The organism is Arthrobacter sp. B0316-1-20, assembly GCF_059091865.1.
This window is the reverse complement of the sequence record NZ_JBNHHC010000115.1, coordinates 1-6017: the sequence shown is the minus strand read 5'-3', so window position 1 is coordinate 6017 and position 6017 is coordinate 1. Positions and strand designations below refer to the sequence as shown.

Genomic DNA, 6017 nt, shown 5'->3' with positions numbered 1-6017 from the left:
CAAAAGGCTGCCGGTTATGAAATTGTGGTGCCGGTGATCGTCGGACTGATCCGGACTGCGGAGGCCATCGGGGACGCTATTTCGGCCCGGGGCCTGGAATCCGACGTTTCCGAGACCTGATCCGGGGACGGGACGGCAAAATACAGATGCGCATGATTGCTGCAGGCTTCGTTGAACTCGGCCGAGCACGACGGGCAGCGGAGGCTCACCCGGTAGTCCGCAATGGTCAGCTCTGTCCGGCAGACCCCGCACAGAATCGCCCGCTCCTGCCATTGGTCCTCCGGCCAGACCTTGGCGGGGTGGTCCGCGCATTCTTCATGGCACCGGAAGCAGGGATAGTAATGTCCACAGCAGTGGAACTTGATGGCGATGACGTCCTTGCGCGTCCGGTAATGGACACAGCGCGTGTGCGCATCGACGGGTTTCCCGTAAATCTTCACGGGGGTCCTTCCGGTCGTGTTACGGTGCATGCGGCTTTGCGTGCAGGGGAGTCCGGCGAATGCCCGGGTCGGCGGGGCTCCCTACCCCACCTTACTTTCATCGCCGAAAAAGCAAAGAGGTGGAATCGATGCCCTTCCTAGACCGGCTGCAACGCTGGGCGGTGGAGCGTCCGCAGCTTCCAGCGGTTTCCAGTGCTGAGAGTTCCTTGACCTTCGCTGAACTGGTCTCTGCAGCGGCCGGCAGCGTGTGTCCTGGAACGACGGCGGTGTGCCTGCCGAATTCCCTCGACGCGGTGGTCGCCGTCATCGCCTCATTTGCCGGAACCGGCCGCGGCGCCGTTCTCGATCCGTCTTGGCTGCCGGCACAGCGGGCTGCAGTGCTCGAACGGCTGTGTCCCGATCGGTTGATCGACTCCGCCGGGCGCCCCGCTTCCGGAGAACCGGAACTGTTGATCGATGGTCCCCCGGAGTCGGACTTCCTGGTCGGCCTGACCTCCGGAACCACGGCACTTCCCAAGGCTTTCCGCCGCACGCGCCGCTCATGGCAGCTTTCACTGGAGGTCAGCGGGAAAATGTTCGGAGCCGCGGCCGGCGGATGCACTTTGGTCCCGGGGCCGCTGTCATCCGGGTTGAATTTGTATGCCCTGGCCGAATGCATGTGGGAGGGGGTGGAATTTCGGACTGTCCCGGCCGCTGCTACGGCCGAGATCCTGTCCACGATGGAGAAGTACCCCGTCACCAGGCTGGTGATTGTGCCCACGCAGCTTCACCTGCTGGCCGACCGTGCCATGTCCCGGCCCCACGGCCCGGCGGCCGGCCGCCGGCTGCGGCACATCGTCTGTGCAGGCGCCAAACTTTCCCCGGCCGCCATCGCTGCTGCCCGGCGCTGGGCCCCTGAGGCCGTGCTGCACGAGTACTACGGTTCCTCCGAGCTGAGCTTCGTGGCGGCCAGCGCCTTGGCACCGGGAGAGGAGCCATTGCCCGACACCGCGGTGGGCACTCCCTTCCCCGGCGTGGAAGTTCGAATCCTCGATGACGCCGGTCATCCCTGCGGTACCGGAGTGCCCGGGAACATCAGTGTCACGGGCGGACTGATCAGCAATGGCTACATCTGGGGCGATGACGGTACTGCGCTCCGGTGTTTCGGCGAATGGGCCACGGTGCAGGATCAGGGCTTCGTCGACGCCCTGGGCCTGCTGCATTTCATGGGGCGCCGGGCGGACATGATCGTGACCGGAGGCCAGAACGTTTATCCCCACGAGGTGGAGGCCGCGCTACGGTCCGTGCCGGGAGTTGCTGACGTCATTGCCGTCGGACTGAAGGACAGCCTGCGCGGAAGCCAGGTGGCTGCGTGCATACTGGCTGAGGACGGGCGGGTGCCGGCTGCGGGGGAACTGCGCCGCAGGGCCGCAGAATCCCTGGGGCAGGCCAAGCGCCCCCGGCGCTACTACCTGTTAGATGAGCGGCCCGTTACGGCGGCGGGCAAGCTGAGCAGGGCCCTGCTGGCTGAGTGGATCGAAGGAGGCGACCGGCGTGTCAGTTCCCTGGAGTGATCAGACCGGCAGGGTGAACCCGCGCACCCCGGTGATCGTGGCGGCTCTTCGCACCCCCATTTCGCGGGCCGGCGGGGCCCTATCAAGCCTGCGGAACCATGAGCTGCTGGCCCCCTTGCTGGCACGGCTGCTGACCGATACCGGAATCGCTCCTGCGGCGGTGAACGACGTCATTATCGGAAATGCCGCCGGCGGCGGCGGCAATGTGGCACGGCTGGCCGCACTCACCGCGCAGCTGCCGGTCTCCGTCCCGGGGCTCACCGTGGACCGCCAGTGCGGCTCCGGGCTGGACGCCGTGCTCCTGGCGGCACGCCTGGTGGCAGCAGGCGGGGCCGATATCATCCTCGCCGGGGGCGTGGAAAGCATCAGCACGGCACCGGCGCGCGCCTACCGGGAGGCGGACGGAACCCTCGCATTCTATGACCGGGCGCAGCACGCCCCGCTGGAAACGGGTGACCCGGACATGGGCGTGGCCGCCGAGAATGTTGCCCGCCGGTACGGGATCGGCCGGCACCGGCAGGACGCTTTCGCGCTTCGCAGCCACACGCTGGCCGCACGGGCGTTGGATGCAGGATTGTTCGACGCGGAGCTGGTTGCCCTCGAGGCCGGGGGTCAGCGCGTGGGAGCCGACGACGGGCCGCGCAGGAAGCTGACCCCCGGACTGCTCAACCGTTTTCCGGCGGCCTTTGAAGAGGGCGGGAGCGTGACTGCCGGTAATTCCTCCGGGTTCCACGATGGTGCCGCTGCCGTTGTCGTGACCTCACTGGCCGCCGCGCGCCGGCTTGGATTGGAAACCGGCTTGATGTTCGTGGATGGGGAGACAGCCGGAGTGGATCCGGTGTATCTGGGTGTAGGGGCGGCGGCTTCAACCCGCCGGCTGCTGTCGCGGCAACCGGTCGGCACACCGGACCTGATCGAGTTCAACGAAGCGTTTGCGGCGCAGGTGCTGGCTACCCTCGACCTGCTCCGGTTCAGTGTCGACGGGGTAAACCGGGAAGGCGGCGCCCTGGCTCTGGGACACCCCTATGGCGCCTCCGGCGCAGTGCTCGTGACCAGGCTTTTCCACCAGGCCAGGAGGGCCGCCGTTGATGGCACAACGGCGCTGGCGATGATCAGCATTGCCGGCGGGATGGGCACTTCGGCGCTGTTCCGCTGGAAAAAGCTCTAGCCCAGGTGGGCAGAATCCTGATCTGCTGATTCTGGTGCGTGTCCCGTCGGGGGGACTGTGGAATTAACTGTGTTTCCGGCTCGACACGCCGGACGGCAGGCCCGGCGGGGAGGAGCCCGATATGGCCGGAACACTTGAGGCTGTGACGAGTACCGAATCCGTTGAGAATCTGACAGAGAAATCCGAGGCCGAGGCTGCCCGTGAGCTGGTGCGGATGGCGAAGGAGCAGGGCCTGTCCCTGACCGGGCCCGACGGTCTGCTCAAGGCGCTGACCAGGACCGTCATCGAGACCGCCCTCGATGAGGAAATGACCGGGCACCTGGGCTATGAGAAGCACGACGGGGCCGGCAAGCAGACTGCCAACTCCCGCAATGGAGTGCGTGCGAAAACGGTGCTCACGGAGACGACCGGACCGGTCGAGATCGACGTGCCGCGGGACCGCGAAGGCACCTTCGAACCGGTCATCGTCAGGAAGCGCCAGCGCCGCCTGAACGGGGTCGATGAGATGGTCCTCTCGCTCTACGCCAAGGGGCTGACCACCGGGGAAATCAGCGCGCACTTCGCTTCAGATCTACGGGGCCGAGGTCTCCCGGGAGACGATCAGCCGGATCACCGACCGGGTGCTTGAGGAGATGAACGGGTGGCAGAACCGGCCGCTGGATGAGGTCTACGCGGCGATCTTCATCGACGCCATTGTCGTCAAGATCCGCGACGGGCAGTCTCGCCAACCGGCCGATCTACGCCGCCATAGGCGTCACCCTTGACGGGGAGAAGGACATCCTGGGCCTGTGGGCCGGCACCGGCGGCGAGGGTGCGAAGTTCTGGATGGGCGTGCTCACCGACATCAGAAACCGCGGTGTGAAGGACAGCTTCTTCCTGGTCTGCGACGGACTCAAGGGCCTGCCCGAGGTCGTGGCCAATGTCTGGCCGCTGACCACGGTGCAAACCTGCATCATCTTTTCTGTCCGCAACACCTTCCGCCTGTCCTCGAAGAAGGACTGGGACGCACTCAAACGCGATGTGAAACCCATCTACACGGCCGTGAACGCCGCAGCTGCCAGGGCCGCATTCGAGGAGCTAACGGAGCGGTGGGGCAAGAAGTACGGTGCGATCGTGCGGCTGTGGGAGAACGACTGGGAGGAGTTCATCCCGTTTTTGGACTACGACGTGGAAATCCGACGGGTGATCTGCTCAACCAACGACGGAGTCCCTCAATGCCCGGTACCGGCGTGCGGTGAAGGCCCGCGGGCATTTCCCCACCGAGCAGGCCGCGCTAAAGTGCCTGTACCTGGTCACCCGGTCCCTGGACCCGACCGGTACCGGCAGGACCCGATGGGCAGTGCGTTGGAAGCCCGCTTTGAACGCCTTCGCCGTCACCTTCAGCGACCGGTTCCCGGCCGCTGAAAACTACTAAATCAAACCGCCGGATACACCAGCTTGTTCACTAGAGGCAGGGAATCGTGGTCTGCAGCTATGGTTCCTTAGACCGCGGTGAGCCTGTGGCTCGGGATACACCTGCCGGCCTTCAGGTCTGGCTTTCTAACGGCGTGCCGGTTCACCGCGGTCTCCCGGCAGGAGTGGCTTAAGAGAGGCCTGTTCTACCGAAAGCTGGTGTGCCCTCCTGCTGACCCATGATGCAAATCTGATCGCAGGAGGCATAGCAGGTGCAGAAGGACGAGGGGCAGTTCATCATCGGGGTCGACCCGCATAAAAGCAGCTGGACGGCCGTGGCCATTGACGCCGGCCTGAACCAGCGGGCGGTGGCGCGTGTCCCGGTGACGGACGCTGGCTACCGCAAACTTTCCAGGTTCGCCGCCCGTTATCCGAACGCCAGATGGGCTCTGGAAGGCGCTTACGGGCTGGGGGCGCCGCTGGCCGCTTTACTGGCCGCCGACGGGATCACCGTCTGGGATGTTCCGGCGAAACTCGCTGCACGGGTCAGGGTCCTTTCCACCGGTCACGGACGCAAAAGCGATGAGGCCGATGCCCTCTCGGTGGCAGTAGCGGCCGCGACGACCACCCGGCTGCGCCCGGTCAGCATTGATGAAACAGCCGCTGAACTGAAGCTTTTGACCGAGCACCGCGATGATCTGGTTCGGGCGCGCACGCAATCAGTCAACCGGCTTCACTCGGCGTTGAACCTGCTCATCACCGGCGGAGCACCCCGCAACCTCGATGCCGATACCGCCGCCGGGCTGCTGCGCCGGGTCAGGGCCACCGACCCGCTGACGGTTACCCGCAGGCTCATTGCCACCGACCTCATCGCCGAAGTCCGGCGCCTGGACAAGCGGATCGCTCAGGCGCAGGAACGCATCACCGAAAGGGTGCAAAGCACCCAAACGGGGCTGCTGCGCATCCGCGGAATCGGCCACCTGAACGCGGCGAAGATTCTGGCCCGCACCGGTCCCGTCGGCCGTTTCCGCTCGGCCGCCGCCTTTGCCGCATACGCCGGAGTGGCTCCGCGGGAGGTTTCTTCCGGGGAGACCGTCAGACACCGGTTATCGCGTACCGGCGACCGCCAACTCAACCACGCCATCTACATTGCCGCTCTGACGCAGATCGGATCCGACCCGGCCGGGAAGGCCTATTACGAACGCAAACGGGCAGCCGGGAAATCGAAAAAAGAAGCGATCAGGTGTCTCAAACGTCGTTTGGCGGACGTCATCTACAGGACCATGGTCCACGACCAGCACCTGCGGGAAGCGGGTCCGGCAGGACACCGGGGAACGACTCCAGAATCCAGCGTGGCCGACTCCCATCCCCAAACCGGCGCTTCGGAAAAGTCACATACCGGACCCGCCAAAAACAATCCTAGCGGCCCCTCCCACACAGCAGCTTGACACAGAGAGGCGCCGT

Annotated in this window: 4 protein-coding genes and 1 pseudogene; 4 read left to right on the top strand and 1 reads right to left on the bottom strand. The window is 65.5% G+C overall.

All coding sequences use genetic code 11. From position 1 onward, the window contains the following. Positions 1 to 14: 14 nt before the first annotated feature. On the bottom strand, positions 15 to 470 hold the full coding sequence (locus AC5RW2_RS39840; protein ID WP_494037301.1) for a CHY zinc finger protein: 456 nt from the start codon (positions 468 to 470) through the stop codon (positions 15 to 17). Positions 471 to 568: 98 nt separating this feature from the next. Here AC5RW2_RS39840 and AC5RW2_RS39835 point away from each other — a divergent pair, with 98 nt between their 5' ends. The 4 genes and pseudogenes from AC5RW2_RS39835 to AC5RW2_RS39820 all read left to right on the top strand — a co-directional run bounded on the left by AC5RW2_RS39835 (position 569) and on the right by AC5RW2_RS39820 (position 6001). Further along, positions 569 to 1993: a class I adenylate-forming enzyme family protein gene (locus AC5RW2_RS39835; protein WP_494037300.1), complete on the top strand. Its 1425-nt coding sequence runs from the start codon at positions 569 to 571 to the stop codon at positions 1991 to 1993. Next, positions 1974 to 3161 carry a thiolase family protein gene (locus AC5RW2_RS39830; protein ID WP_494037299.1) on the top strand — a complete coding sequence of 396 codons (1188 nt, stop codon included), beginning with the start codon at positions 1974 to 1976 and terminating at the stop codon, positions 3159 to 3161. The genes AC5RW2_RS39835 and AC5RW2_RS39830 overlap by 20 nt, the downstream gene beginning before the upstream one ends. A gap of 121 nt (positions 3162 to 3282) precedes the next feature. Continuing rightward, a pseudogene (locus AC5RW2_RS39825) lies at positions 3283 to 4575 on the top strand (IS256 family transposase). 250 nt (positions 4576 to 4825) lie between these two features. Beyond that, complete coding sequence (locus AC5RW2_RS39820; RefSeq protein WP_493986717.1) at positions 4826 to 6001, top strand: IS110 family RNA-guided transposase; 1176 nt, start codon at positions 4826 to 4828, stop codon at positions 5999 to 6001. Positions 6002 to 6017: the final 16 nt, after the last annotated feature.